The 24,644-nt window shown below is 69.9% G+C and carries 21 protein-coding genes; 16 read left to right on the top strand and 5 right to left on the bottom strand.

Features of this window, described 5'->3' with window-relative positions:
• The first annotated feature begins 8 nt into the window (after nt 1–8).
• A complete protein-coding gene (locus HCA58_RS02200; RefSeq protein ID WP_169596009.1) occupies nt 9–923 on the top strand; it encodes an SDR family oxidoreductase in 915 nt (304 codons plus the stop codon).
• A gap of 77 nt (nt 924–1,000) precedes the next feature.
• Here HCA58_RS02200 and HCA58_RS02195 read toward each other — a convergent pair whose 3' ends face one another.
• On the bottom strand, nt 1,001–1,996 hold the full coding sequence (locus HCA58_RS02195) for a YafY family protein (RefSeq protein ID WP_169596008.1): 996 nt from the start codon (nt 1,994–1,996) through the stop codon (nt 1,001–1,003).
• Nucleotides 1,997–2,150: 154 nt separating this feature from the next.
• Between HCA58_RS02195 and HCA58_RS02190 the strand changes: the two genes are divergently transcribed.
• The 3 genes from HCA58_RS02190 (at nt 2,151) to HCA58_RS02180 (ending at nt 6,041) form a co-directional block, all read left to right on the top strand.
• The gene (locus tag HCA58_RS02190) at nt 2,151–2,942 is read left to right on the top strand and encodes an EI24 domain-containing protein (protein WP_169596007.1); all 792 of its coding nucleotides are present in this window, start codon (nt 2,151–2,153) and stop codon (nt 2,940–2,942) included.
• A gap of 131 nt (nt 2,943–3,073) precedes the next feature.
• Nucleotides 3,074–4,321 carry a ricin-type beta-trefoil lectin domain protein gene (locus HCA58_RS02185; RefSeq protein WP_169596006.1) on the top strand — a complete coding sequence of 416 codons (1,248 nt, stop codon included), beginning with the start codon at nt 3,074–3,076 and terminating at the stop codon, nt 4,319–4,321.
• A 118-nt stretch (nt 4,322–4,439) separates the two neighbouring features.
• Nucleotides 4,440–6,041 (top strand): hypothetical protein, encoded by a 1,602-nt coding sequence (locus tag HCA58_RS02180; RefSeq protein WP_169596005.1) that lies wholly within the window; start codon nt 4,440–4,442, stop codon nt 6,039–6,041.
• Here the strand turns inward: HCA58_RS02180 and HCA58_RS02175 are convergent.
• A complete protein-coding gene (locus tag HCA58_RS02175) occupies nt 6,020–7,990 on the bottom strand; it encodes a hypothetical protein (protein ID WP_169596004.1) in 1,971 nt (656 codons plus the stop codon). The genes HCA58_RS02180 and HCA58_RS02175 overlap by 22 nt on opposite strands.
• Before the next feature lie 209 nt (nt 7,991–8,199).
• Between HCA58_RS02175 and HCA58_RS02170 the strand changes: the two genes are divergently transcribed.
• Nucleotides 8,200–9,690 carry a S8 family serine peptidase gene (locus HCA58_RS02170; RefSeq protein WP_169596003.1) on the top strand — a complete coding sequence of 497 codons (1,491 nt, stop codon included), beginning with the start codon at nt 8,200–8,202 and terminating at the stop codon, nt 9,688–9,690.
• A 70-nt stretch (nt 9,691–9,760) separates the two neighbouring features.
• On the opposite strand, the gene HCA58_RS02165 is transcribed toward HCA58_RS02170, so the two are convergent.
• Nucleotides 9,761–11,380, bottom strand: coding sequence for a ricin-type beta-trefoil lectin domain protein (locus HCA58_RS02165; RefSeq protein WP_169596002.1), 1,620 nt, complete (start codon nt 11,378–11,380; stop codon nt 9,761–9,763).
• Nucleotides 11,381–11,765: 385 nt separating this feature from the next.
• Between HCA58_RS02165 and HCA58_RS02160 the strand changes: the two genes are divergently transcribed.
• From HCA58_RS02160 to HCA58_RS02110, 11 genes are all read left to right on the top strand, one after another.
• A complete protein-coding gene (locus HCA58_RS02160) occupies nt 11,766–12,335 on the top strand; it encodes a sigma-70 family RNA polymerase sigma factor (protein WP_169596001.1) in 570 nt (189 codons plus the stop codon).
• A gap of 70 nt (nt 12,336–12,405) precedes the next feature.
• Nucleotides 12,406–13,350 carry a zf-HC2 domain-containing protein gene (locus tag HCA58_RS02155; protein ID WP_169596000.1) on the top strand — a complete coding sequence of 315 codons (945 nt, stop codon included), beginning with the start codon at nt 12,406–12,408 and terminating at the stop codon, nt 13,348–13,350.
• A gap of 277 nt (nt 13,351–13,627) precedes the next feature.
• Entirely contained in the window at nt 13,628–14,182 is a 555-nt protein-coding gene (locus tag HCA58_RS02150) for a hypothetical protein (protein WP_169595999.1), read from the top strand.
• Nucleotides 14,179–14,901: a hypothetical protein gene (locus HCA58_RS02145; RefSeq protein WP_346775848.1), complete on the top strand. Its 723-nt coding sequence runs from the start codon at nt 14,179–14,181 to the stop codon at nt 14,899–14,901. Before HCA58_RS02150 ends, HCA58_RS02145 begins: the two co-directional genes overlap by 4 nt.
• Nucleotides 14,902–14,954: 53 nt before the next feature.
• Nucleotides 14,955–15,281 (top strand): hypothetical protein, encoded by a 327-nt coding sequence (locus tag HCA58_RS02140; RefSeq protein WP_169595998.1) that lies wholly within the window; start codon nt 14,955–14,957, stop codon nt 15,279–15,281.
• Nucleotides 15,282–15,345: 64 nt separating this feature from the next.
• Nucleotides 15,346–16,089, top strand: coding sequence for a hypothetical protein (locus HCA58_RS02135; RefSeq protein WP_169595997.1), 744 nt, complete (start codon nt 15,346–15,348; stop codon nt 16,087–16,089).
• Nucleotide 16,090: 1 nt separating this feature from the next.
• Nucleotides 16,091–17,359, top strand: coding sequence for a hypothetical protein (locus HCA58_RS02130; RefSeq protein ID WP_169595996.1), 1,269 nt, complete (start codon nt 16,091–16,093; stop codon nt 17,357–17,359).
• 27 nt (nt 17,360–17,386) lie between these two features.
• Nucleotides 17,387–18,886, top strand: a complete 1,500-nt coding sequence (locus HCA58_RS02125) for an SCO6880 family protein (protein ID WP_346775847.1) — start codon at nt 17,387–17,389, stop codon at nt 18,884–18,886.
• Nucleotides 18,883–20,691 (top strand): ATP/GTP-binding protein, encoded by a 1,809-nt coding sequence (locus HCA58_RS02120; protein WP_346775846.1) that lies wholly within the window; start codon nt 18,883–18,885, stop codon nt 20,689–20,691. Before HCA58_RS02125 ends, HCA58_RS02120 begins: the two co-directional genes overlap by 4 nt.
• Nucleotides 20,688–22,451 (top strand): TraM recognition domain-containing protein, encoded by a 1,764-nt coding sequence (locus HCA58_RS02115; protein ID WP_169595995.1) that lies wholly within the window; start codon nt 20,688–20,690, stop codon nt 22,449–22,451. Before HCA58_RS02120 ends, HCA58_RS02115 begins: the two co-directional genes overlap by 4 nt.
• A 4-nt stretch (nt 22,452–22,455) precedes the next feature.
• Nucleotides 22,456–23,286, top strand: a complete 831-nt coding sequence (locus tag HCA58_RS02110) for a hypothetical protein (protein ID WP_205807241.1) — start codon at nt 22,456–22,458, stop codon at nt 23,284–23,286.
• An 84-nt stretch (nt 23,287–23,370) separates the two neighbouring features.
• On the opposite strand, the gene HCA58_RS02105 is transcribed toward HCA58_RS02110, so the two are convergent.
• Nucleotides 23,371–23,772, bottom strand: a complete 402-nt coding sequence (locus HCA58_RS02105) for a DUF4913 domain-containing protein (protein ID WP_169595994.1) — start codon at nt 23,770–23,772, stop codon at nt 23,371–23,373.
• Nucleotides 23,769–24,527: a hypothetical protein gene (locus HCA58_RS02100; RefSeq protein ID WP_169595993.1), complete on the bottom strand. Its 759-nt coding sequence runs from the start codon at nt 24,525–24,527 to the stop codon at nt 23,769–23,771. Before HCA58_RS02100 ends, HCA58_RS02105 begins: the two co-directional genes overlap by 4 nt.
• Nucleotides 24,528–24,644 lie beyond the last annotated feature (117 nt).

The following is a 24,644-nucleotide window of genomic DNA, read 5'->3' as shown; positions in this document are numbered from 1 at the left end:
TGGTCCGCATGACGAAACCTCTCACCGGAACGGTGGCACTGGTCGCCGGCGCCACCCGGGGCGCCGGTCGGCAGATCGCCGTGCAACTCGGCGCGGCGGGTGCCACCGTGTACGCGACCGGCCGCAGCAGCCGCGCCGGCCGCTCCGAACTGGACCGCCCGGAAACCATCGAGGAGACCGCCGAACTGGTCACCGCGGCCGGCGGCACCGGCATCCCGGTCCGGGCCGACCACCTGCTGCCCGACGAGGTGCGTGCCCTGGTCGCACGGATCGACGCCGAACAGGGCCAACTCGACGTGCTGGTGAACGACGTGTGGGGCGCCGATCCGCTCATCACCTGGGAAAAGCCGGTGTGGGAGCAGCCGCTCGACGCGGGCTTGCGGACCCTGCGGCTGGCAGTCGACACGCACGTGATCACCAGTCACTTCGCGATGCCGTTGCTGATCCGCCGCCCCGGTGGGCTTGTCGTGGAGATCGGTGACGGTACGAAGGCGTACAACGACGAGAACTACCGGCTATCGGTCTTCTACGACCTGGCCAAGACCTCGGTGAACCGTCTCGCCTTCAGTTGGGCCCACGAGCTGCGGCCGTACGGTGCGACCGCGGTCGCGCTCACTCCGGGCTGGCTGCGGTCGGAGGCGATGCTTGAGCACTTCGGCGTCACCGAGGCCAACTGGCGCGACGGCGCGGCCAAGGATCCACACTTCCTCATCTCGGAGACCCCGGCGTTCGTCGGCCGGGCGGTCGTCGCGCTCGCCGCAGACCCGGACCGGGCCCGCTGGAGCGGCCGGTCCGTCTCGGCCGGCGACCTGGCCAAGGTCTATGGTTTCACCGACGTCGACGGAAGCCGGCCGGACGCCTACCGCTACATCACCGAGGTGGTCGACGCCGGCAAGCCCGCCGACGTCACGGGTTATCGCTGAGACAGCCCGACCGGCGGCACTGCCGGGCGGTACGACACCAGGGTGATTCGACAGGTGCCGGGGTGGAGCGGGTCGTACTACGCCGTGTGGTCGTGCCGTCGACCGCCGGCGTACAGCGCAGCGGCCCGCCCCGCCGCCTCGGCCAGCCGCGACCGTAGCTCCGGTGGCCCGATCACCTCCACCTCCGGCCCGAGCGCCAGCAGTTGCGTGTAGGCCACGTCGACGGACTCGACAGGCAGGCGGGTCCTCACCCAGCCCTGCCCGTCGGGTTCGTCGGCGGCGGCGACCGCAGCGTCGTACCCGAACGGGATCTCGGTGAGGTGGCGGAGCCGGCGCAGGCCGGCGGGGCTCAGCCGGACCGTCACCTCGGCCCGCAGCATGCCGCGCAGGAACGCCTCGGCCTGGGCCCGCCAGTGGCCGGCCAGGTCGAATCCCGGATCCCGGTCGAAGCCCTCCCCGTGCGACTCGACCGCGATCACCCGGTCCACCCGGTAGGTGCGCACGTCCTCGCCGACCCGGCCCACCAGATACCAGGTCCCGCTCTTGAGGACCAGTCCGTACGGGCAGACCCGGCGATCCACCTCGTGTTCCCCTCGCCGGTAGCGGATAGTGACCACCCGGTCGCGCCAGACCGCCCCGGCCAACTCGGTCAACCACTGTGGCGGTGCGGTCTCGTGATACCAGCCTGGCACGTCCAGGTGGAACCGCTGGCTGGTACGCGCGGGAGCGTCGCGGAGGCTCGGTGGCAGCGCCGCGAGCACCTTCAGCTGCGCCGCCGCGACCGCGTCTGTCAAACCCATGTCGCCGGCCGGGCCGGGCAGTCCGGCCAGGAAAAGCGCCTCCGCCTCGTCCCGGGACAGTCCGGTGAGCCTTGTGCGGTAGCCGCCGAGGAGCCGGTAGCCGCCCGCCCGCCCCCGGTCGGCGTAGATCGGCACGCCGACGGCGGAGAGTGCCAGCACGTCCCGGTACACCGTCCGTTCGGAGACCTCCAACTCGCGGGCCAGTTCCGCCGCTGTCAGCACCTCACGGGTCTGCAACAGCAGCAGCAGGGAGAGCAACCGGGACGCCCGCACCGCCGTTCACCGTCCATCCCGTGCCCGCTCACCCCGCGCCCACTCCCACGTGACCGGCGTGAACCCACCCACCACAGGTGATCCTATCGACCTCGGCCGAGTGCGGCGATCTGCCGATCGGTGGCTGCGCCGACCGGTGACTACGCTCCTTGACGTGCATGCATCCGAGATTCCCTCCACCGTCGTGGGCGCGGGTCGCCGCTTCGTCGGCGGGGTCACGCTGCTGTTGCGGGGCGTCGGCCTCTACGTACGCAGCCCAGGTCTGATGCTGCTCGGCGTCGTCCCGGCGCTGATCTCCGGGGCGGTCTTCCTGACCGCGTACGCTCTCCTGGTCTTCTTCGTCGAGGACCTGGCCACCATGGCTACTCCGTTCGCCGACGGCTGGGCGGTGACGCCCCGCAGCGCGGTCCGGGTGATCACCGCACTGGCCCTCCTCGGTCTCGGTGGCCTGCTCACCGTGCTCACCTTCACGGCGGTCACCCTGGTCATCGGTGACCCCTTCTACGAGAAGATCTCCGAACGGGTGGAGCAGCGCTACGGCGGTACACCGGACGGGGTGGCGGTCCCGTTCTGGCCGTCGATGCGCCGCAGCGCCACGGACTCGCTCCGCATGGTGGCGCTGGCCGCGTCGTTCGGTCTGCCGCTGTTCGTCGCCGGCTTCATTCCGCTCGTCGGCCAGACCGTCGTGCCGGTCATCGGTGCGGCGGTGGGCGGCTGGCTGCTCGCCGTGGAACTCACCGGCGTGCCCTTCTCCCGACGCGGCAAGCGCTTGCCGGACCGTCGTAAGGCCCTGAAGGCGGACCGACCCACCGCGCTCGGCTTCGGAGTCGCGGTCTTCGTCTGCTTCCTGATCCCGCTCGGTGCCGTGCTGCTGATGCCGGCTGCGGTAGCCGGTGCCACCCTGCTGGCCCGCCGCTCACTCGGCCACCCCATCACGCAGAGCTGACCCGAGGGCGATCTGGTCGCGCCAATCCGTACCGGTGCCGGGTGAACCGAGGGCGGTCCTGCTCCGTCATGCGCGTGCCACACCCGGAAACGAACCGGGTGTATCCGCCGGACACCGTAATGGAGGGCCACATGACAACGGAGAACTTCTCGGCACCGATACGTCAAGTGTGGACGAGCACCCGAGCAGCGCTCGTCGTCGTGACGGTTCTCGCCGCCGGTCTCGTCGTGGTGATGTCGAGCAGCTCCGACGCCGTCGCCGGGGAACGGGTCACGTTCGTCAACGCCACCGGGGAGACGCTGTGGGTCGGTGCAGGTGAGAGCGGCGACGGTTCGCGACGGATCACCGGGCTGCCTGTGCTGGCACCGGGCGAGTCGAAGAGCATCGTCGTACCGGACGACGGGCAGCCGGGTCACTGGCGCGGCAGGTTCTTCGCCCGGCAACGGTGCAGCGGAGAACCGGGTAGCACGTTCCGGTGTCTCGTCGGTGACTGCGGCCCCCACCTGGATCACTGCGAGCGGGGCGCGGAACCGGTGAGCCTGGCCGAGTTCAACTTCGACCAGAACAGTCCCGTGGCACCGTGGTACAACGTGAGCTACGTCGACGCGCTGTCCGTGGTGATCACGATCGAGGCGCCCGGTGCTCCGAACCCAGCCGTCGCCGGGAGCTGCGTCCGGACGGACTGCTCCGGCGGACAGATGCTCGCCGCCTGCCCCGACGCACACGCCACGCGTGATCCGCAGACCGGTGACCGGATCAACTGCGTCAACCCGAACCGGGACGGGGAGAGCGCGTACACCGAAGCCCTGCGACCCTTCGGCCCGCGCGCGTACCTGTGGTCCACCCATGACAAGGTGCCCGGCAACGAGACCGTCTTCAACTGCCCTGGCTGCGCGGACTTCACGGTGACGTTCCGCAACGGCGGAGTGTCGGCTGCGCCGCCCGCCCCGCCGGCTGCGCCGCCCGCCCCGCCTGTCGGAAACCCGGTCGGGACCGCGTTCAGCCTGCGCGGGTACGCCGACAAGTGCGTCGACGTGCCGGGTGGCATCTCAGCCGATGGCGTGCAGTTGCAGCTCTGGCAGTGCAACGGCACCCCGGCGCAGCAGTTCGCGCAGGGTCCGAACGGTTCCCTCGTGGCACTCGACAGGTGCATGGACGTCGCCTGGGCAGCGCGGGACAACGGAACCAAGGTGCAACTGGCGGACTGCAACGGTGGGCCGGCGCAGATCTGGGTCGCCGAGAACGGCATGGTGCGCAATCCGCACTCCGGCAAGTGCCTCGACGTTCGCGATTGGAATGCTGACGACGGTGCGCCCTTGCAGATCTGGGAGTGCAACCCCGGGCAGGAGAATCAGACCTGGCGTGCCGCCGGAGGCTGAGGCGCTCGCACGGGCCGGGCGCCGGACGGTTGCGCCGTCATGGTGCACCGGGTCGCCGAACGGCGGTCGGCGGTCGGCCACGCGATGAGACGAATCGACCGGGAGCGAGAGGATACCGATGAAGTCAGGGCGCGGCCGACCGGCGGCGCGGGTCTGGTGGGCGTTACCGCTGCTGCTGGCGATTGTCTTCGTGCCAGTCGTGCCAGCGGCAGCGGTCGTAGCGGCGCCTGATGACACCGGCAAGTACTACATGGTGGGACCGCCGGTCGACGGTCAGCGGGAATACCTGTACCGCATCGCTGTCGTCACCCTGGGCAACGGGAACCGGTTCCGTGAGATCATCGAACTCAACCGTGGCCGTCAGCAGCCGGACGGTTCGGTCTTCACCGACGGCGTCGAGTTGGGGCCGGGTTGGATACTGGCGCTGCCCCGCGACGCCGACGGTCCGGGAGTGCGGACCGGCCCGCTCCCGTCGATCGGGCCACCCACACCGTCGTCGGCGCAGAGCACGGCGAAAGCATCCCCGGGCACGGCGGCACCGCCACCGTCACCGTCACCGAAGGTCACGACCCGGCCCGTCCCGAACGCGGAGCCGCCGCCGGTCACGACCGCTTCGTCGCCGGCCGTCGCCGCACCGACGAATAAGGCTGCTCCCCTCAACTCCAACCTGATCCGGATCGGCGCGGGCATACTTGCGGTGCTCCTCGCCGTCGGCGCACTCCTGGTGTTGCCCCGACGGATACAAGGAGCGCGCTCGGTCACCCTCGATGACGGGCCGTGGCCGCCGGAGCGGCACCACACACCGACCCCGGCAGAACTGGACGCCGGCGCGGCAGCCACCCCGCAGCCGGCTCCGCCGGGCCCGCTGGGGCCGCCACCCCTGACACCTCCGATCGCCGAGTCACCGAGTCCGTCGACGCGGCAGCACCCGGCGAGACCGAACCTGCCGGTGCCACCTTCCGAGCCGCAGCCTCCGGCCGAGCCCGGTCCGCTGGTGTCGTCGGGTCCCCGGCCCGACTGGCTGCCCCGTGTCGACGTGTCACCGATCGCGGTCAGCCTGCCCCCGCCGGTGCCACCGGAGCTGCTGGTAGCGCCGGCACTGGCTGACGCTGGCGGTCACGGTGAGCAGGTCGGCGCCGACGTGCCCCGGCCGGCGTTGCCGGCCGACGGCGACGTGCCGTATGTCCGGGCCGAGGTGCGCACCGAAGCTGGTCCGATCGTGGTGCGTCTGATCGGGGTCACGAGCGATGCTGATGGGCCCGCCTACGCCTGGCTCGCCGACGACGAACCGGCAACCTTCGCCACCGTGCCGTTGGTGTTGGGGCACCGGGACGGCTGGCGACTACAGGTCGACCTTTCCCGGGCGCCCGACGTGTTCACCCTGGTCGGTGAGCTGGACGAGTGTCGTCGACTGGCTGCTGCCTACGCCCGGCAGTTGCGGGCGGGCGGTATCGGCGTCGCCGTCGTCGGCGACGCACTCGGCACCCACAGCCTCGACGACTGCCGTCGCCTGGACGGGCTTCCCGCGCCGGGCGACCTGTACAGGTTTTCCGTACCGGGCGACCTGGACGCAGACCGGTACGTCGTCGTCACCACGGGACTACCGAAGGGCACCGGAATTCGAGGGCTCGCCGCCTCCACGGGTGGTCGGTGCATTCCCATGGTGATCGGTCCGGTGCCGAACGGCCGGTGGACGGCTCAGCTCGGCACCGGGGAGTGAAGCTGCGACAGGACGGACGGCAACGGGCCCTTCGGTGTCCGGGGTAGGCGCTGCCAGGCATCCCCCTCGACGCGGTACGCGGCGCCCACCCGCACCCGTGGGTAGGAGCGGCTGCTGAGGATCAGCTCCACCTGTGCGGCGCGCAGCGGTTCCGCCTGGGCACGGACCCGGGTGAGCGGGGCGAGAAGATCGGCGGTGGACAGAACGTCGATCGCGCGTCTCCTCGGTACCTGGAGCTCCAACAGCAGCCGTCCCGGCCGGGTCGGCGGCCGGTGCCGGTGCAGGCGCAGCCAGTTTCGCGGCAGCTGAGGGTGCTCCGCCGGCAGGACGGCGTACGCCCGGCGGCTGCCGAAGGTGGGCCAGCGGCGTACCTCGTGGGGCAGGCCGGCCAGCGCACGGGCCCGGGAGGTGCACCGGATTCGCAGCGGCTCGTCGTCGCACCCGCCGGTTGGTGTCAGGCGGCCGGCGTGGTCCATGTCGAAGGTGTCGACCGCGAAGGTCCGGTCCAGGCGTGCGGCCGGCAGGAGGTACGCCTCGCGCAGGCCGCGTAGGTGCTGAAGGCGCGCGGGCAGGGTCGCCCGGAGCACCTCCATCGGGATCGCGCCTCCCGCTTCGACCCGTACCCGTAGCAGCTGGCTACCGTCCGGCACCGACCGGGGATCCAGGAACGCCAGCAGGAAGAGTTCGGCACCGGGCAGCCCGTCGGCGATGGACTCGGCACCTCCCGGCGCGGCGACGAACGCCTCGAACTCTTCGGCGTTGACCTGTTGGGCCGCGGACAGCCACGGCGGCCCGTACACCGACCGCCGGGATTCGGTGGCCAGTGGCGGCCGGGGAAGCGGCAGCACCGGAACGGCGACCGGCGGCGGTTCCGGCTGTGGCGGTCCGGTGACTGCCGGCTGGTCGGGCGTAGGGTCGGCGGGGGCCGACGCGGACGTCCCGGCGGACACGATGATCAGTTCGCCGGCGGCCGGCACCAGCAGTCCGGCGGCGGTCGCCCGCAGCGCGGGCGGGTCCGGCGCGATCCGGGGTCGGAATGCCCGCCACCGGCCCGGCCCACCCGCCTGGTCGAGTGCCCGCAGGTCCTGCCGTCCGTCCACCAGTTCCGCGCTGCCGCCGGGAGGCGGTGTCCACACGGTTGCCCCGGTCGTCTCCGCGAGCTCCTGAGCCTGGACGCCGAGCCGTTGCTGCTCGTCCGCATCGGACGGCCAGGTCAGCCAGAGCCGCAGTTCACTGCCGTACAACGGCAGGTCGCCCAGCAGCGCGGCGAGTTGATCGCCGTCGCACACCCGCTGGGTGCCGCCGTAGTCGCCGACCAGGAAGCCGCCGGAGCGGGCGGTCACCGCTATCGTGACCAGCCCGTCGGAGGCCGCGTTGAGCCGGTGTGCGGCGGCCCGCCGGCTGACGAAGTCGGCTCGGGTGGCCAGCACGAGTCCGCCCGGCAGGGGCAGACCGACGACGCCGGTACGTGGCCGTACCAGACCCTGATCCAGGCTGAACCAACCTGGTAGGGGGGTGGCCAGCTCGGGCGGCTGGATGACGATCCAGTCTCGTGCCTGCCGGGTGGTCCGATCCAGCGGTATCGCATGCATCGGGCCGTCGCCGGTCTGCCGGCCGTGGTGCCGGATGACCGCACCGTCCGGGCTGACCAGTACGTCGTGGGCGAGCAGCCCGGCGACCTCGCTGAACAGCTCCGCGTACCGGGTGCCGTCCTGGGTGAGGATCCGTACGTCGTTCGCGGTCTCGCCGGAGCGCCTGACCAGGTCGGTGATGGCCGTCGCGGTCAACGGTCGGTCGGGCCTGTCCGGCACCACCAGTCCACCATGGATGCCGGGTTCCAGCCAGAGGTCGAACAGCCCGGTTACCCGTCGGTGTCGGCGGGGGTCGAACCGGCGGGTGACTGACGGCTTGTCGATGCCCGTTGCTGCCGTGCTGGTTATCGCGTACACGCGCTCTCACCACCGTCCGTTCGGCTCGACGGATCACCGTCAGGCCCGGGGCCGCGAACGGGGCCCATGCCTTCACGACGAGGATCATCGGGCACCGGTTCACTGAATGCGAAGCATTCTGCTCATTCGATTGAACGGATTCGTCGCTCATCCGCTGTAGAGGGTGGGCCGCACAGATCGGCCACAGGTCGGTGAAGGAGGACAGATCGGTGCTGGCGAACGTTGGACGCCTGCTCTCGGGCGTGGCGGTTGCCTGCTGCCTGGTCGTGGCGATGGCCGGTACGTCGGTGGCGCAGAAGGCCCCGCCGGACCCGCAGGCCTACGTCAAGTACTACGTCGTAGCCGCGACGTACCAGGGACAGCCGGAGAACCTCGCCGAGATCGCGAACCGGTTCCTCGGTAGCGGTGAGCGGGCCGCGGAGATCTACAACCTGAACGCCGGGCGGGTGCAGCCGGACGGGGCGAGCCTGACCGATCCGGCCAAGCTCGACCGTGGCTGGTATCTGGTTCTGCCGTGGGATGCGGCGGGTGAGGGGGTCAAGTACGGCCAGATTCCGTCCGGCGGCGCCACGCCGACGAAGGCGGCGTCACCCACTGCGGCTGCGAAGCCGTCCGCTGGCTCCGGTGCCAGACCGAGCCCGAGCGCCAGTCCGAGTGCCACACCATCCCCGACCGGGACGAAGAGCACGTCCGGTTGCACCGCCGTCGCCGCGTCGAGCAGCCGTTCGGACTGGGCACAGCTGCGGATGGCGGCCGACGGGGCATGGGACCTCAGCCGCGGCAACGGCGTCATGGTCGCGGTCGTCGACTCCGGAGTGGACGGTGAACTCGATCAGTTCAGTGGCCGTATCGCGGTGGGTGCGGACGTCACTGTCGGCAACGGGCGGGGCGACTCCGACTGCCACGGGACCGGCACCGCGATGGCGGGCATCATCGCGGCGACCGCCGACGGCGACCGTACTCCGGCCGGTCTCGCTCCGGACGCCACGATCCTGCCGGTACGCATGGTGGGTTCGTCGGGGAAGAGTCAGGCCACGGACGCGGCGAACGCCATCGAGGTGGCGGTGAGCGCGGGTGCCTCGGTGGTGGCTCTCGGCTCACACGTGGATCTGGCAGCTCCGGCGGTCATCGCCTCGCTGACCACCGCGCTCAGCCACGACGTACTCGTGGTGGCTGGTGCGCCGACGAAGCCGGTCACGCTTCCGGCAGCGGGTGATTCCGACGCCACCGGTGCACTGTTGCTCGTCGGTGGGGTCGGTGCCGACAACCAGTTGGTCGAGGAGTACCACCCGGGCACCGTGGAGGTGGTGGCGCCGGGCGCTGACGTGACGAGCGTCGGGCCGGGCAAGGTCGGGGCGCTCAGCTACACGGGTACCCGCTTCGCCGTCGCTTTCGCGGCCGGCCAGGCCGCGCTCGTTCGGGCGGCGTACCCGGAGCTGAACGCCGGCCAGGTCGAGCAGCGGATTCACCGCACCGCCGATCAGCTCGGCGGCGACACCCCTGACTCGTACGGCGCCGGCATGATCAACCCGGCGGCCTCGGTCGCCCGACCCGTCGAGCAGGAACGTCCGGTCGAAGTCGGCACGGACAGCGATAGTGGTGGCGGTGTGCTGGGCGCTCTCGTCCTGGTCGGGCTGGCGCTCATCGGCGGCGGTGCCTTTCTGACGCTGCAACTGCGTCGCCGCCGCGCCTACGGCTGATCGGAGCACACTCGGGAAACGCAGGCGGGGTACGGGCGAAACGCCCGTACCCCGCCTGTCGGTGGCAGCGCTACCGCTTGTGCCAGGTCTGTTCCTCGTTGGCGACATAGATCCACAGCTCCAGCGGCGTGTCGCCGTCGACGTGCATGTTGACGTCGACCGACTTGCCGTTGAGTTTGCTGATGATGCCGCCCTGGTCGTTGAGCTGCCAGTCCTGGGCCGGGTTGCCATTGCAGTAGGCCACCTGAATGGCGGTGCCGTCGGCGGAGGCGGCCCAGGCGATGTCCATGCAGAGGTCACGCGAGCGGATCGTGCCGTCGCTGCGGAAGTCCCACCACTGCGATGGTTCCTCCCGGCAGGTCTTCAGCACCAGCCGCGTTCCGTCGCCGGTGGTGCCGGAGCTGACGCACTTTCCGGTACGCGGGTGGAAGATCTGCTTCAACCCGGCTGGGCGGGCCGGCTTCGCTGCGGCGGCGTGGGTTGGGGCCGCGGTGGTCGGCTCCGGCTCGTTGGCCGGCGGCTTCGGCTTGTCGGTCGGCAGTTCGGGCTCGGCGCTCGGTTCGTCGGCCGGCTCGCTCTGCTGCGGCTGTGCAGCGGCGGGCGTCGGCGCCGGTTCGCTCGGCGTGGGCTTGGCGAGCCGGGTGTCGAGCACGTAAAGATCGTTGAGCGCCTTCACGGCACGTAGGAACGTCTCGGTCGACTGATCCAGGGCGCCGCCGGTCTGTCGCACGGCTGTCGGACCGTTGCGGTAGGCGGAGAGCGCCAGCAGGTACGGATCGCCATCCAGGCCGGACAACTCTTTGTGCAGTCCACACATTGCGTCGCCGACGGCCGGAACTGCGATCGCCGGATCCCAGGCGGAGCTGCCCTCGGGCCCGTACGCCTGCCACACCTCGGGCAGGAACTGCGCGACGCCCCGCTGCCCGTTCGTGCCCAGCAGGTTCGCGTCGAAGCCGGAGAGCGCCATCAGCTGAGCGGCGATCATCGGTGGGGTCACCTGTTCGCAGACCGACCCGGCCGCGACGACGAGGGGGACGTACTCGGTGGGTACTCCCTTGGCCTCGTTCGCCGGCGGAGCGGTCGGTGTGGGGTCACCGCTGCCACCGAACTGTTTCAACCTGCCGTAGTACCCGGCGTAGCCGCTGACCAGGTCGAGGTAATCGACCGCTCCGGCGGGCACTCCCTTAGCCCTGGTGACCTCGGTCAGGCCGCTGTGGAAGGCTGCGACTGAGAGACGCCAGGTGTCGCCGGTGACACCGACCAGCCGGAGCTGCCCGCTGAGATCACACATCTGGTGGGCGAGGGCCAGGATACTCGCCGAGATGTCCGAACGGCTGGCGTCCGGCCACGGCTTCCACGCCTTCCAGTCCTCGTCGTCGAGGCCGGCGATGCCCTTACCGCCGGAGGCGGTCTGTTGGGCGTTGTTGTTGAGGTTGGACTCGGCCATCAGCTGCCCGGCGATCTTCGCCGGGTCGAGCATCGGGCAGGAGCGGGCAGCGGCGACGATGGCCGTCATCTGCTTCTCGCTCACCGGATCGCCGACCACGGTGTCGTTCTGAGCGGAGGCGACACTCCAGTTGATCGTGGCGAGCACGGCGGCCAGCACCGCCAGTACGGCCAGCACACCGGCCAGCAGTTTGCGTGGTGTACGGCCGAGGTTGAACTTGAGGTGGGTGAGGTCGGTTGTCACGGGCCATCCCCTTCGGCGTGGCGACACCTGTCGTGACGCATCGCGGTGACCCGACGTTCAGATCTGGTGCGAACTTCTTCGGGATTCTGCCGGGCGAGCAGTGAACCGAGTGGGGCGCGAGTCCGTCAACCGGTGGGCGCACGGCGGCGACACGGCCGTGTCATCGATCGTCCAGTGGGGAGGTGACCGGTGTCGGCCAGCGAGGACTCGCGATCCGTAGCGGCGGCTGGGTCGTCGGTTGCGGAGCTGGTGAACCTACTGTCCACCTACGATCTGTCCGCGCGTCACCGGCGGGCTATGCTGCCTCCCAGGGCCGCGGGGGGCGAGGACGTGTCGTGTCCCACCCGGGCGGCAGGGTGCGCTCTGTCCGTCAGGGAGGCGGTCTGTGTCGACGGTTCCCCACGAAGCGGTTGGACCGGGCCTTCCGGACAGCGCCTCCGTCGAGCGGTCCGCTGCCACGACACTGTTGAACCGGGTCGTCGAGGAGTATCGCCGCCCGCTGCACCGCTTCCTCACCCGCCTGCTGTTGGGGCAGCAGGAACTGGCCGAGGATCTGGTGCAGGAGACCTTCCTGCGGGCGTGGCGTCATGCGGAGACACTTGCCGCCGATCCGTCGAAGGTCGCGCCGTGGCTCTACACGGTCGCCCGCCATGTGGCGATCGACGCGATGCGGGCTCGGCAGGCTCGGCCGCCGGAGGTCAGTCTGCCGGATCTCAACCGAGTGCCTACCACGGACGACGAAATGGACCGTGTGGTGAACGTTCAAGCGGTCCGGTTGGCGCTCACGAAGCTGAGTCCGGAGCACCGTGAGGTGCTCCGGGAGATGTACTACCGCAGGGCCTCCGTCGCCGAGGCGGCGGTGCGCCTGGGCATACCCGAGGGTACGGTGAAGTCCAGAGCCTTTTATGCGGTGCGCGCTTTGCAAGCCGCTATCGGACCTGCTGAAACGTCCTGATGTCAGATCCGGCATCAGGCGTAGGCCAGACAACACCGCGTGGTGCCGACCCGTGCGAGGAGAGGGCTGGATGCGCGCAGGCGAAGAGCACGCCATGGCCGAGCGGGAGAGACTGACTCTCTACCTGCTGGGGGCCTTGGACGACGCTGAGCGCGAGACCTTCGAAGATCACCTCGCCGGTTGTTGGCACTGCCTCGACGAGGCAGCCGCCATCGGTCCCGGCATTGGTGGGCTTGCCGGGCTCGGCGAAGCGGACTGGTCGCCTTCCGATCAGGCGTCATTGCCCGAGGCTCCGGTCACGGACAAGTCGACGCTCGCGTCACCGGCTACCGAGGAGCCGACGTCCGCGCCACCCACGGTCGAGGATGCGGAGCTGTCAGCGGCGGCTGCGGCGCCGGCGGACGCCCACGACACGGCGTACGCCGGCAGCGGAACCGCGGGTGACGGAGCCGAGCGGACTCCGGGGGCCTCGGGCGTGATCGATACGCGGAGGCGTGACCGCGGAGAAGCACGCGCCGTCGCGGTCCGCCCCTGCGGCAACCGCCCGACCGGTCGAGGGTCGGCCGGTGCGCGTCCACCGTCGACGGTCGGCTCGCGGCGGCGGCGTCGGGCCTTGTGGGCCGGTGCGATGGCGGTCGTCCTGGTGCTGGTGGGCGGAGTGATGACGGTCAACGAGCGGGCCGCCGGCCCTGACCGGGTGCTGACCGCGTCAGGGGAAGCACCCGGCTACGGTGCCAGCCTCTCCGTCGCCATCACCGTGGGCGCCGCCGAGAGCGCCACCATCCGGATCACCGTCACCGGCCTGCGGCAGGGCACCCGCTACCGCCTGTTCGCGGTGACCCGCGACGGTGCCACCCACGTGGTGCGCGACTGGACTGCTTCGTCCGGGCCGCAGGAGGTGGCCGGCGAGACCTCCCTGCCCGTCGGCGAGTTGTCCTTCATCACCGTCGGGCTGGTCGACGGCTCAGCCATCGTGACCGCGCCGATCGCCCAGAGCCCGGCGACACCTGACTGACCGGCCGCACTCTCACTGACCGCACCGAATCCGGCCGACGAGCTGGTGGCCACTTCCCCGGGACGCGGCTGCCGTACCCGTCGGATCTCACCGGTGCTGTCGCGGCAGTCTCCGTCCGGCCCGCTGCTCGCGTCCCGTCGGTCGACGCCAGCGGGCTGCGAAAAAAAGTCCGAACTGGTCGTGAACCGAGCGGTGGGCTGCGCCGTAGAGCCGTCACCCGCTGCCGGGAGGTTCGGCTGGCTACCGCGGGTGGGCGAGCAGGAGGGAGGCGAGGCAGATGAGCAGGGGCTCCGTGGCACCACCACGGCCGGGCTCGGCGGCCGGCACGACGCAGCTTGGTGAGCTGCCCGGTGTGCCGGCGTACGCCGGTGGGTCGGCATGGCGACGTGACAGCCTCTCCGCCGACGGCATCGGCTGGATCGGTGCGCACGGTGGAGCCGGGGCGAGCACGCTCACTCGGCTGCTCGGTGGCACCGACATCGGTTGCCGATGGCCGGATCCGGCTCTCGCCGAACCCGCTCAGGTCATGGTGACCGGACGGACGAACCTGGACGGGCTGCGGGCGGTGTCCCGCGTGCTGAACGCGATGCGGGAGGGACGGCATCCGGCGGACCTGCGGCTTGTCGGCGTGGTGTTGATCGCCGACCTGCCGGGCTGGCTCCCCCCGCCGCTACTCGCCCGGATCCGGCTGCTCCGGTCCATCTCCCCGGTGTACCGGCTGCCGTGGATCCCGCAGCTCCGGGTAGGCGCGGAGCCGAAGCAGCTGCCACGGCAACTGTCCCGGTTGTCCGCGGTGGTCGACCGGCACGTCAGGTCGCGGAGGCAGCCGTGAACGGGGTTGCCGACCGTGCCGCGGGCGTCGTGGCCCGGGCGGTCCGCTGCGCCACCGCTGTCGTCGTCTCGTTCACGGGGCTGAGCGTGGTCCTACCTTCTAGTGCGACGGCGGCCGAGGGTACTTACACCGTTGAGATCGACGGAAACAGTTCCGTGTACGACTACACCATGTGCCTCAAGACCACCACGACCATGGCGAGGCCGCGCGGAAATGGTAGTGACCGGATCTGCACCGGAAGACAAAACTATTTAATGGTGTCAAGCTTCAGATTGTCCGCCCCCCATAGCGAGGGCGACGTCGTGAAGATCGACATCGAGATGCACACCGGTCTCGCCGGGGAGTCGGTAACCAAGGACGATATCGACATCACCGGGGCGACCAGCTGCGTTCTCTCGGGCACGGTGCACGCCGGCAAGTTCGAGTGCGACACCCCGATCAACAGTCTCCAGTTCTCGCCGCCGGTCGTCGAGCCTTACACGATCAACACGAACGGCGATCAGGCAGTGATGAAACTGCTGGATCTTATGGCCTGGCTGGTGACCGCCGCAGCCGTGGCCGGACTGCTCATCAGTGGTGCGACGCTGGCGTCCCAATTGCGTCGAGGTGCCCTCGAAGAGCGGACCGAGTACATGAAACACCTCGCCTTCGTCCTCGCGGCGTGTCTGCTCGCGAGCACTGCGGGCCCCCTCATCGCATGGCTCGACCTCACCGGTTGACACCCCAGATGTGCCAAATCGAGGAAACATCTGATCTTGGAGGAGAGAACACCATGTTCGGCGACATCTACTACCGCGCGGTAGCGCGGATTGCGGCGATGCCCCAGGCACCGGACAACCTCGCGGTCGCGGTGCCGCAGCCGGACACCGGCGGTGGTCTGCCGGAAGGTCTCGCCGAACGAGTGTCCCAGGTGCTGGGGCTGGTGTCGTGGACCGGAACGGCGGCCGGTGTCGTCGGAATTCTGCTCACCGGTTCGGTCATGACCATCTCCCACAAGCGGGGCGAGAGCTCCGAGCATGTCAGCCGCCTCGGCATGGTGCTGGGCGGCTGCATCCTGGTCGCGATGGCAGGTCCGATCGTCACCTGGATCTTCCCCTGACGGGAGGCGGTGACCGACCCGCTCGCCGACCGCCGGTCCGAGTGTTCCCTACAGGGCAGGTGTGATGAGATCGATGTTCGCGCCCGTCGACGAGACAGGCGAGGAGCGGCCGTTCTGGCAGCATCGCAGGTGGCAGCTGGCGGCGACCTTCCTGGCCGTCGCGTTGTGCACCGGCGCGGTCGCGGCGCTCGTCGGGAGCCCGGCCGCCGCCCCCGGTGCCGCCGCCCCCGCCGGACCGGCGATCGGGCCTCTGACTCCCCACGGGGACCGGCCGCAGGGGTGCCGGACCGATGACTCCGGGCAGCGGTTGCCTACCGAGTCACCCCGGGACATCACCTGGCGGGCCCTGAACGGGGCGCAGACCCCGCTGTCGGCCTCGGCGGGCCCGGTGAAGACCACAGGTCCGCTGTTGTGGTGTTTCGCGCACACCCCGATGGGGGCCGTCATGGCGGCACACACGATTTCCCGCCAGATGAGCGGTCCCCACTGGCGTACGGTCAGCCAGCAGCAACTCGTACCCGGGCTGGGGCGGGACTACTTCGACGCGATGCGCGCGTCTATGCCGGACGTCGGGCCGGTGCAGACCGCCAACGAGTTGGCCGGATTCCTCGTGGTCAGGTATTCGCCGAGCACCGCGACAGTCAGGGTGCTGGTCCGGCAGGCGAACCTGGTCCATGTCTCCCTCGACTACGTCGTCGACTGGAACGGGGTGGACTGGCAACTACGACCGCTGAGATCCGGCGGCCTCTACGCCCGGGTCAGCCCCGTTGTCTCCCTCGCCGGGTTCGTGTTGTGGGACGGGGTGTGACATGTCGGAGTGTGCTACCGGTGACGCCGTCTACATCGGCACGATCGGGCAGGTCGTCGGCTTCTTCGAGGGAGGTATCGACGGCATCCTGAGCGACATCGCCAGCGCCATCCTGGGTGCCGCGGTCGAACTCTTCGCCAACCTCGGAGACATTCCCACCCTCGGAGACCAGACGCTCAACGACAGCATCCACCTGCAGACCGACTGGCTGGTCGTCACGATCGCCGTGGCGTCGCTGCTGGCGGCGTCCTTCCGGATGGCGCTCGAACGCAGGGGACAACCCCTGATCACCGCGCTCATGGGTCTGGTCCGCATGATCATTACGGTGAGCGTCGCATGGTGGGTGGCCAACTGGCTGGCCAGCGAGGCGGATGCCTACTCCGACCACCTCTACGAGGAGGGCATCAAGGCGCAGCTCAAACTGATCGCCAACTGCGGTACGGACGGCCTCACCGCCTTCCTCCTGATCATCATTGGTCTGCTCCTACTGATCGCCGGCTGCATCCACGTCATCCTGATGTACATGCGCCTCGGCGTGATGGTGCTGCTCACCGGCACGTTGCCGCTGGCCGCGGCAGCCTCGATGTCGGAGTGGGGCGGCGGGTGGTGGCGCAAGCACATCGCCTGGATGGTCGCCTGGTTGGCGTTCAAACCCGTGGTCGGATTGATCATGTACTCAGGCGCGGCCATGATCGGTGCCACCGACAACGTGGACGGCGAAGACAACGCGCAGCACTACAAGCTCGCCGGAGCGGCGATCCTGCTGATGGCTGCGGTGGCGCTGCCCGCGCTGATGCGGCTGGTCGTGCCGGCGATGGCGAGCTTCGGCTCCAGGGATGGTGTCGGAGCGGGCGCCGCCGCCGGTGGCGCTGCGGCCGGTGCGCTGGCTACCGGTGCCAAGCGGATCGCCGGCGGGGGTGGCCCGGGCGTGTCCGTCGGCCGATCCGGGGGGCCGAGCGGAGGCGGCGCACCGGCCAGTGGCGCCCCCGCAGGAGCCAGCGCAGGTGGCGCCGGTGGTGGTTCCGGCGGCAAACCGTCAGGTGGCTCGGGCGGTGCGCCTGCCAACGGTTCCGGCGATTCCGCCGGCCCCTCCGGCGCAGCGTCGGAAGGCGGATCCGATACCGATGCCGGACGGAGAGCCGCGCAGTTCGCCAGGGGCGCGGCCGGCGTCGCGGCCTCGGCGGTGCAGCACGGTGCGCGCACCGCGGTGAGCACCCACCGACACGCCGGCAACATCGCCGGCGGGGCGCTCCCAGACGAACGTCACTGATCCGCCCGAACAGGAGAAACGAGCATCGTGAGTACGACAGCGGAACCCCTGAAGACACCGACGTACGGCAACTGGCGTCGTCCGCGGAAGGCCGGCCTGGGATCGTTCGGTCTGGTCGGGACCATCGGCCTGTTCGGCGCGCTCGTGCTGGTCCTGATCGGCTCCATGATCTCGCTCAACGTGGCCCTGGTGATGGGGCTGCCGTTCGCGGTGCTGCTGACGCCACTGGCCATACGCACCGCGGACGGCCGCAACGTCTACGACATGGCTGCCGTACGGATCGGCTGGATGCGACGCAAGTCCAAAGGGCAGCACCTGTATGTCGCCGGGCCGCTGTCGACGCGCCCCGGCGGTCGGTTCCGTCCGCCGGGGCTGCTCAGCCGGGTCACCATGTTGGAGGGAAGGGACCCCTACGATCGCCCCTTCGGCGTCCTCCACCACCGCCACCGCAACCAGTACACCCTCGTGCTCGCCTGCGAACCCGACGGCGGATCACTCGTCGATCCGGACCAGGTGGACACCTGGGTGGCCCTCTGGGGTGACTGGCTTTCCCGGCTGTCGCACGAGCCGGGGCTGCGTGGTGCGTCGGTGGTGGTCGAAACCGCGCCGGACCCGGGTACCCGGCTCGCTACCGAGGTGCTGGGACGCATCTCCCCGAACGCCCCGCCTGCCGCGCGTGCCGTCATGGAGGAGGTGGTGCAGACGTACCCGGACGCCTCGTCGGAGATGAACACCTTCCTGACCCTGACCTACTCGGCACCGGGCGGTGCGCGGCGTGACCACGACACCATGCTCGCCGATCTGGCGTTGCGGCTACCGGGTGTGCTGAGCGGTCTGGTGGCGGCCGGCGGCGGGTCGGCGGAGCCGCTGTCGGCGGAGCGGATCGCCGAGGTTGTCCGGGTGGCGTACGACCCGGCTGTCGCCGCCGAGGTGCTCGACGTACGAGCCCAGCACGGCGGGACGGGGCTGGAGTGGGCCGACGCCGGCCCGGCCGCCGCGGTCGAAACGGTCACCTACTACCAGCACGACTCCGGGGTGTCCCGCAGTTGGCTGCTGACGCTCGCACCGCGCGGCACCGTGCGTTCCGGTGTGTTGCGCAGCCTGCTGGATCCCGTACCCGGCATCCGGCGTAAGCGGGTGACTCTGGTCTACCGCCCGATCGACCCCGCTACCTCCGCCAGAATCGTCGAATCGGATCGCCGGTCCGCCCAGTTCATGGCGAACTCGACCCGGGGCCTGGTACGGGCCCGCGCGATCTCCGAGATCGAGGCCGCCGAGCAGACCGCTGCCGAGGAGGCCAGCGGGGCGGGTCTGGTCGAGTTTTCGATGCTTGTGACGCTGACCGTCGACTCCGCCGCCGACGTACGGGACGCGGAGGTGACGATGCGAAACCTGCTCGGTGCCACCCGGATCGCGATGCGCCCGGCGGATCGGATGCAGGCTGCCGCGTTCTCCTGCACGCTGCCGGTGGGCATTCTGCCGTGGGAACAGACGATGGTGCCGCACGAGTTGAAGGAGGCGCTGTGACGCCCACGCCGGCCGAGGTCGGCCCCCGCGTGCTGGACATCGGGGCGGGCTGGCCGCGGCACGCCTCCGGACCCACGACCGCCCTGTCCGGGCTGGTCGTGCCGGACGTCGATACGCAGGTTCGGGAACTCGACGAGACGGGTAGGCAGACGCGCCGGGCATTGCGCCGGGCACGTCGGCGGCAGGCCCAGGAGGAACTGGCCGAACAGCGTTATCTCCAGCGGTTGGCCCGGGCCAACCGGGACGACACCGTGCCGCACCGTGGCTCGTACGCGTTGGGTGGCGGCCGGGTGGCGGCAGTTGACCCGCCCACCATGTGGCGGGCCACCACCGTTCAGGCCTGCGGCCTGTGGCCCTTCGCCTCCGGTTCCGGTGCCCCGATGACCGGAGTCCCACTCGGCCAGCACATCAACACCGGAGCCACGGTCTGCGGCGACCCGCTCAACTGGTTCACCCGGGCCCGGTACATCTCCAACCCGTCACTTTTCATGCTCGGCATGCCCGGTCTGGGCAAGTCGACGCTGATCAACCGGATGCTCATCGGGCTGAGCGCACAGGGGGTGGTGCCGCTGGTGCTCGGTGACCTCAAACCCGACTACGCCGACACCGTGCGGGCGCTCGGGGGACAGGTCATCTCCATCGCCCGTGGCGTCGGCGGACTGAACATCCTGGACCCGGGCGCGATGGGTGTGGCCGCCGCGAAGATCGGGGGCCAGGCGGGGCAGGCGTTGGCCGCCGAGACACACGGGCGGGTCCTGAACATGGTCGCGGCGCTGCTCACCATCGTCCGGGGTGTGCCGATCAGCGACCACGAGCAGTCCGTGCTCTCCGCCTGCCTGCGGCACCTGCGCGAGCGTACCCCGCCGGGGCGGACCTTCCGGTTGCCGCAGCTGCTCAGCGTCCTGGAGGAGGGCCCGCCCCGAGTCCGGCAGGTCACCCTGGACCGCGGCCAGGAGTCGCGCTACCGGGACGCTGTCGATCCGCTGCACCGGTCGCTGCTCGGCATCCTCGACGGCCCGCTCGGTGACACCTTCGCCTCGGAGACCTCGACCAGGATCGACCCGGATGCTGTCGCGGTCTGCATCGACATCTCCCGCATCGGTGAGGCCGACGGGCAGTTGACCGCGGCGGCGATGCTCGCGGCCTGGTCGGACGGACTGGGCACGGTCGCTGCGTCGCACGCTTTGGCTGACGTTGGACTCGCCCCCCGACGCTGGTTCTTCACAGTTCTCGACGAGCTGTGGCGACCGCTCCGCGCGGCCTCCGGCATCGTCGACCGGATCGACGCACTTACCCGGCTCAACCGGTCGCTCGGTCTCGCCGACGCCAAGATCACGCACACGTTGAAGGACGCCGAGGCATTGGGGTCGGAGGCCGACAAGGCTAAGGCCCGGGGTTTCGTGGAGCGCGCCGGCATGGTGGCCTGCGCCGGGTTGCCCAAGGCCGAGATGGAGGATCTGGGCCGGGTGGTGGGGCTCTCCCGGCGGGAGATCGAGCTGGTGGCGTCCTGGTCGTCGCCACCGGGCTGGGCCCAGGACGGCGCGAACGAGGAACCACCCGGCCGGGGCCGTTTCCTCATCAAGGTCGGTGGGCGTCCGGGGATCCCGATCCGGGTCGCGATCACCGATGCCGAGCGCCACCTGCATGACACGAACACCCGCTGGATCGCCGACGGTGAGGCGGAACGGTTGCTGGCCGAGCGGGCCGCCGTGGTGCGCGCGGTGACTGGCGGCGACCTGCCTCACCCCGGAGCTGGTACGACCGGTCAGAGCGACCAGCGTTTTGACGATCTGAGGTGTCGGTGAGCCGCCCGGGTGGGGCCGGCGGCGACTACCTGCCGTGGCTCATTCCCGGAGTCGCACTGCTCAACCTGGTGATTTTCGTACCGTTGTGGCTCGGCGGCATCCTCGCCGCGATGCTCACCGGGCACGGTTGGCAGGTGCCGCCTTTCACGGTGGACGTCTATCTCAGCCTGCTCGGCGGTGCTACCGAGGAGGTTTGGCCGGGGCTGCCATCCCACCTGGCCTACGGCGGCGCGGTGACGCTCGTCCTGCTCGGGTCCGCACCGACGGCCATCCTGATCAGAAGGTTCCTCCGCCGCCTCCGGCAACCCCGTGGCCTTGCTCGGGCCGCTGAACTCAGCGACCTGACGGGCAAGGGGATCGAGGCCCGCGCCCGTCAGTTGCGTCCAGGGCTGAAGGGTGTTTCCCGGTTACGCCCGGACGACACCGGCAATTTGCTCGGTGACCTCGTGCCGGCCGGACCGGAGCTGCGCTCCTCCTACGAGGACATTGAGCTGGACCTGATGGCGCCGCGCTCCGGCAAGTCCACCTGCATCGCCGTGCCACGCGTGCTACGGGCTCCCGGAGCGGTCCTGTTGACGTCGAACAAGTCCGACGTGTTCACCGTGACCCGGCAGGAGCGGTCGAAGGTCGGCCGGGTCTGGACCTTCGACCCGCAGGGCATCGCGTACACCGAGCGCGAGATGTGGTGGGACATGCTCAGCGGCTGCGACACCGTCGAGGGGGCCCGGCGGCTGGCCGGACACTTCGTCGGCTCGGTCAATGACGATTCGTCGAAGAAGGACTTCTGGATCGCGGCGGCCCAGAATACGCTCATGGCGCTCTTCCTCGCCGCCTCCCGCAGTGGCGCATCCGTCAACGAGATGCTGGCCTGGCTCGCCGACCCCGCCGACCGTACGCCGATCGACCTGCTCCGCGACCTGGAAATGACCGCCATGGCGGACCAGTTGCAGGGCACCGTACGCGGTGCCGTGGAGACCCGTGACGGCATCTACGAGACCGCCCGGCAGTGCGTCGCCTGCCTACTCGATCCGCAGATCGTGGCCTGGGTGAGCCCTGACCCGCAGCTGCCGCAGTTCATCCCGGCGGAACACGTCCTCGGTAGGGACACTCTGTACCTCCTGTCCAAGGACGGTGGCGGTTCCGCTGCCGGCGTGATCGCCGGGCTGGCGGACGCCGTTGTCCGCGCCGGGGTGGTCGCTGCCGAACGCATGGGCGGGCGGCTGGATCCACCGCTGACAGCGATCCTCGACGAGGCGGCGAACGTCTGCCGCATCTCCGACCTGCCTGACCTCTACAGCCACCTCGGCTCACGGGGTATCAGCGTGGTGACGCTGTTGCAGAGCTATCGGCAGGGCGTCCGGGTCTGGGGCGAGGTGGGAATGGATGCGCTCTGGAGCGCGGCCACCATCAAACTGCTCGGTGCCGGACTGGACGATGCCGACTTTGTCGACAAGGTCGCCAAGTTGGTCGGCCAGCACGATGTCCGGACCCCGAGCTACTCCCGTTCCCGGGAGGGATCGTCGCGATCGGTGTCGTACCGGCAGGAGCAGGTGCTGCCGGCGGACAAGATCCGGGCTCTGCCGAAGGGAACCGCGCTGTTGCTGGCAACCGGAGTCCGGCCGGCCCTGATCCGGCTACGCCCCTGGTATCGGGAGCCCAACGCCGCGCCGATCGCGGTGGCGGCAGCGGCCGAGGTGCAGGCCATCACCGAACGTGCGGCGGCGAGGTGGCGCCGCCGCGAGTCCCGTCGGGTCGGCTGACCCCATGGCACTCGGGAAGGTTCGTGCGGCCGGTCCGGCGACGAGGTCCCTGACCAGGTTCGATTCGGCGCAGCTGCTCTGGCTGGTCATCTCGGTCGTGGGGTTGTTCCCCTTGGCGGTGCTGGCGCTGCTGGCGCTGATCGTCCTGCTGGTCATCTTCGCGATGGCCGGTGGTTCACAGATGACCTCGTACGCAGCCGATTCCGCCGAGGCCAGCGAGTCGGCAACAAGGACCAACGCGTTGATCCGTTTGGCCGGTGGAGATGGACGGGGCGCCTTCGACGCGACGCAGGTGCCGGACCAGGACCTGGTCGCACCGATCAAGGCCGCCGCCGGAAAGTGCAACCTGCTCACTCCCGTGATCATCGCGGCTCAGATCGATCACGCGTCCGGGTTCGACGCGGAGCGGGAAGGCCCACAGGGAAGGAAGGGGCTTTCCCAGCTGACGCCCGAGGTGTTCGAGGAGTACGGCGAGGACGACGACGACAGCGGCGAGGCGTCAGTGCTCGACGCGGAGGACTCGGTCCACGCCCACGCCCGCTACTTCTGTCATCTGGCCAGGGAGATCAGGGAACTGCTGGCGGAGCGGAAGGCGGTTGGCGACCAGCTGACCCTGACCCTGATGGCCTGGGACATCGGTCTTGCAGGTGTCGAGGCCCAGGGCGGCATGCCCGTCCTCGCACTGGGCAGCTACCCGTTTCAGATTCGCGGGCTCTTCGCGGAGTACACCGTCGATGACGACGAGCCACACGCCGACGCGAACGCCTCAGAACCGGAGCCGGACGTGACCGCCTCGTCCGGCTCGGAGGAACAGGCGAGCGACTCGATACGTTGACCTGCTGGCACCTGCGTCATGTGCAACTGTTGCAGCGACGAGGGGAGTACGGCGACCGGTCGCCGTACTCCCCTCAGTGGATCGTCAGGAGTCGATAGCGAAGGTCTCCACGGTGGGTGGAGTCTTGGCTCGATGTACTCCGGCCTTGCAGCCGGCGAACGGCCCAGCCGGGTCACGAAGGGTGGCCATCACCGGATCCAGGTAGTCCCGATGCCAGTTGGCCGGCCCCAACGGTCCGCCGGGGTAGCCGGTCAGCTCCTGCCAGGTCAGCCAGAGGGCGTGGAGTTGAGCAACCGCTTCGGCATGATTCCACCAGCGTGGGCACCACGGTAGGGACGAGGTGACCTCCCGTCCGTACGTCGGTAACAGGACGTGCTCGACCCAGATACACAGGTGGGCCAGGGCATCGTCGTACTCCTCGCCGTCGAGGTAATGGATGAAGCGCGGCGTGGGCGGAGGCGGCGGTGTCGGCGGGCCTACGGTCATCGGCCCCTTCTCCTCTGCTGCCTACCGCTCGACTGCTGGTGCCTACCGCTCGGCCCGGCCAGAGTGTTCACGTAGGCGGGCATCCGGGTGGACGACGTGCCCTGCACCCGCTCGACCCGTGCTACCTCCCCGCCGAGTTGGCGCCGGACGCTGGCCTCCCGGGAGATGGCCCGGAGCTGGTTGCCGACGGGTCCGTCGGCGAGCTGGCTTCGGCGCAGCGCATCCAACGTGTCGCCGGCGACCGACTCGTTGTGCACTTGCGGGTTCGCCTGGGCGTAGTCGACCCGGGCGTTCACATAGTCGGCCCAGCCCTGGTTCTGGGCGATGGACGTGTCCCCAGGAATTGCGTCTCGCACCTCCTCCCAGTTTTCGTGGATGGTCCGAGACTGTCGTCGGTACGAGTCATGCAGCGCGGGGCTGTCTACGTCGTCGCCGGGCAGGTGCAGGTTGGTCGCCCGCAGGGCGGCGTGGTCGGGATGCTGGAACGTTAGGTCGGCGACCTCGTGGCCACCCACCTCGTGCGCGAGACTGCTTGACGCCGTCAGGCCCGGCTGTCCCGGCTGGGCATAGGAGAACGTGGGGTCGTAGATGACCACGTTGGGCTGGCCGTGCGGGGTCGCACGCCACTGCGCGGACTGCCCATTGTTGACCGCTCGGAACTGGACCCGGTGCAGATTCTGCGCGGTCAGGTCACGCAGCTCGGCCTCGTCGGAGTCCGAACTCGACTGAGGTGACTGTCGCCGTCTGCCGTTCATCGCTTGAACCTGCCGCTCGTAGCTGATTCGGCTCATCCGGATGTCGTGCGAACGCCTGTCATCCCGCCTGTCCCGCCTGTCCCGTCTGTCCCGCCAATCTCGTCTATTCACCGTGCT

It is taken from the genome of Micromonospora sp. HNM0581 (assembly GCF_012726175.1).
Taxonomy (GTDB): Bacteria; Actinomycetota; Actinomycetes; order Mycobacteriales; family Micromonosporaceae; genus Micromonospora.
Note: the sequence above shows the minus strand (reverse complement) of the source record. Positions and strands in the feature narration are given on the sequence as shown.

Coding starts and splice junctions, on each gene's coding strand:
- HCA58_RS02200 (WP_169596009.1), top strand. CDS start 9: ATGACGAAACCTCTCACCGGAACGGTGGCACTGGTCGCCGGCGCCACC.
- HCA58_RS02185 (WP_169596006.1), top strand. CDS start 3,074: ATGACAACGGAGAACTTCTCGGCACCGATACGTCAAGTGTGGACGAGC.
- HCA58_RS02180 (WP_169596005.1), top strand. CDS start 4,440: ATGAAGTCAGGGCGCGGCCGACCGGCGGCGCGGGTCTGGTGGGCGTTA.
- HCA58_RS02155 (WP_169596000.1), top strand. CDS start 12,406: ATGCGCGCAGGCGAAGAGCACGCCATGGCCGAGCGGGAGAGACTGACT.
- HCA58_RS02150 (WP_169595999.1), top strand. CDS start 13,628: ATGAGCAGGGGCTCCGTGGCACCACCACGGCCGGGCTCGGCGGCCGGC.
- HCA58_RS02140 (WP_169595998.1), top strand. CDS start 14,955: ATGTTCGGCGACATCTACTACCGCGCGGTAGCGCGGATTGCGGCGATG.
- HCA58_RS02135 (WP_169595997.1), top strand. CDS start 15,346: ATGAGATCGATGTTCGCGCCCGTCGACGAGACAGGCGAGGAGCGGCCG.
- HCA58_RS02130 (WP_169595996.1), top strand. CDS start 16,091: ATGTCGGAGTGTGCTACCGGTGACGCCGTCTACATCGGCACGATCGGG.
- HCA58_RS02110 (WP_205807241.1), top strand. CDS start 22,456: ATGGCACTCGGGAAGGTTCGTGCGGCCGGTCCGGCGACGAGGTCCCTG.
- HCA58_RS02105 (WP_169595994.1), bottom strand. CDS start 23,772: ATGACCGTAGGCCCGCCGACACCGCCGCCTCCGCCCACGCCGCGCTTC.
- HCA58_RS02100 (WP_169595993.1), bottom strand. CDS start 24,527: ATGAACGGCAGACGGCGACAGTCACCTCAGTCGAGTTCGGACTCCGAC.